Source organism: Sphingomonas sp. (genome assembly GCF_036387595.1).
GTDB lineage: Bacteria > Pseudomonadota > Alphaproteobacteria > Sphingomonadales > Sphingomonadaceae > Sphingomonas.
On record NZ_DASVTL010000105.1, the window covers coordinates 1 to 2,084 of the forward strand.

3 protein-coding genes are annotated in these 2,084 nt (G+C 66.1%); all 3 read left to right on the forward strand.

The window, feature by feature from the left end; all coding sequences use genetic code 11:
• On the forward strand, positions 1-739 hold a 739-nt coding region (locus VF643_RS12030; RefSeq protein ID WP_331043632.1), incomplete at its 5' end, for a response regulator.
• Between the two features lie 41 nt (positions 740-780).
• Positions 781-1,149, forward strand: coding sequence for a response regulator (locus VF643_RS12035; RefSeq protein WP_331043633.1), 369 nt, complete (start codon positions 781-783; stop codon positions 1,147-1,149).
• A 55-nt stretch (positions 1,150-1,204) separates the two neighbouring features.
• A partial coding sequence (locus VF643_RS12040) for a dihydroxy-acid dehydratase (RefSeq protein ID WP_331043634.1) occupies positions 1,205-2,084 on the forward strand: 880 nt, incomplete at its 3' end.

The following is a 2,084-nucleotide window of genomic DNA, read 5'->3' on the forward strand; positions in this document are numbered from 1 at the left end:
GGGTGGCACGCTGACGATCCAGACGCGCGCGCTGCCCGCGGCGCAGGTGCGTGCGCTCGGCTACGACATCTTGCCGGTGGCGGATTATACGACGCTGATCGTCAGCGACACGGGGACGGGGATCCCGCCCGAGGTGTTGCCCAAGATCTTCGAGCCGTTCTTCACCACCAAGGAGGTCGGCAAGGGCACCGGCCTCGGGCTTTCCACGGTGTACGGCATCGTCAAGCAGTCGGGCGGCTATATCTTCGCGGATTCGAAGCCGGGGCAGGGATCGAGCTTCACGCTGTACCTGCCGGTACATACCGCGAGCACGGCGCCCGCCCCCGCGCGACTGGCGGCGCCGCGTTCGTCGGTGAAGCCCGCGGAGATGTGGGGGACGGGCACGATCCTGCTGGTCGAGGACGAGGACATGGTTCGCGCGGTGGCCGAACGCGCGCTGACGCGGCAGGGCTATACCGTGCTGACCGCGGAGAATGGCGAGGTCGCGCTGCAGATCCTCGACAAGACCGAGCGGCCCGATCTGCTGATCAGCGACGTCGTCATGCCGTTGATGGATGGACCGACGATGGTCAGGCATGCGCGCGAGAAATATCCCGACCTGCCGATCATCTTCATGTCGGGCTATGCCGAGGAACAATTGCGGCGTTCGATCGATCTGGACCGGGTCGCATTCCTGCCCAAACCCTTTTCGGTCCAGCAACTGGCGGAGGCGGCGCGCGACGTGCTGGCGAACCGCTGATCCGGCTGGCAACCGGCGATTTTACGGGTTAAGGCCGGCGCATGACAGGACCAAGGCAGATCCTCATCGTCGAGGACGAACCACTCATCGCGATGATGCTCGAGGATTTTCTCGAGGTTCTTGAGAAGGAGGCAGCCGGGATCGTCGACAGCGTCGCCGATGCACTCGCGCGGGTCGCCAAGGGCGGCATCGACGCCGCGATCCTGGACGTGAACCTGCGCGGCGGCGAGAAGAGCACCGCGATCGCCGAAGCACTGGCGGCCAAGAACATCCCGTTCGTGTTCGCGACCGGCGGCGGCGACGACAGCGTCGATGAACGCTTCCGTGATCGCCCGCGGCTGCAAAAGCCGTTCACGATGGATGGCGTCGCAAAGGCGCTCGACGGCCTGGTGGTCGCCGACGCGTCCTGATCGCGGCGCTTAGATGCTTGCGTGGGACGGCTGCCCGACGCAATAGCCTGTCGCCATGACCCAGTTCGACAAGTCTCGCCTGCCGAGCCGCCACGTATCGGTCGGGCCCGAAAGGGCACCGCACCGCAGCTATTATTACGCAATGGGGATTTCCGAGGAGGATATCGCCAAGCCGTTCGTCGCGCTGGCGTCCGCCGGCAACAATTCGGCGCCGTGCAACACCACGCTTGATGCGCAGGCTGATGCCGCGCAGGCCGGGGTGATCCATGGCGGCGGCATGCCGCGCCGGTTCAACACGATCACAGTGACCGACGGCATCGCGATGGGCCATCAGGGGATGAAATCCTCGCTGGTTAGCCGCGAGGTGATCGCGGATTCGGTAGAGCTATCGGTGCGTGGCCATTGCTATGATGCGCTGGTCGGCTTTGCCGGGTGCGACAAGTCGCTACCGGGCATGATGATGGCGATGCTGCGGCTGAACGTGCCGTCCATCTTCGTCTATGGCGGCTCGATCCTGCCGGGGCGGTTCGCGGGGCGCGACGTCACCGTGGTCGATGTGTTCGAGGCGGTCGGGCGGTTCGCGGCGGACGACAATAGCTGCCCGTTGTCGGAACTGACAGCGCTGGAGAAGGTCGCGTGTCCGGGGCATGGCGCGTGCGGCGGGCAGTTCACCGCCAACACCATGGCGTGCGTCGGCGAGGCGATCGGATTGTCGTTGCCGAACAGCAACATGGTTCCCGCACCCTATAGCTCGCGCGAGCAGATCGCGATCGCGGCGGGTGCGCAGGTGATGGAGCTCGTCGCACGCAACCTGCGGCCGCGCGACATCTGCACGCGCGAGGCCTTCATCAACGCCGCGCGCGTGGTGGCGGCGACCGGCGGATCGACCAACGCCGCGCTGCATCTGCCGGCGATGGCGCATGAGGCGGGGATCG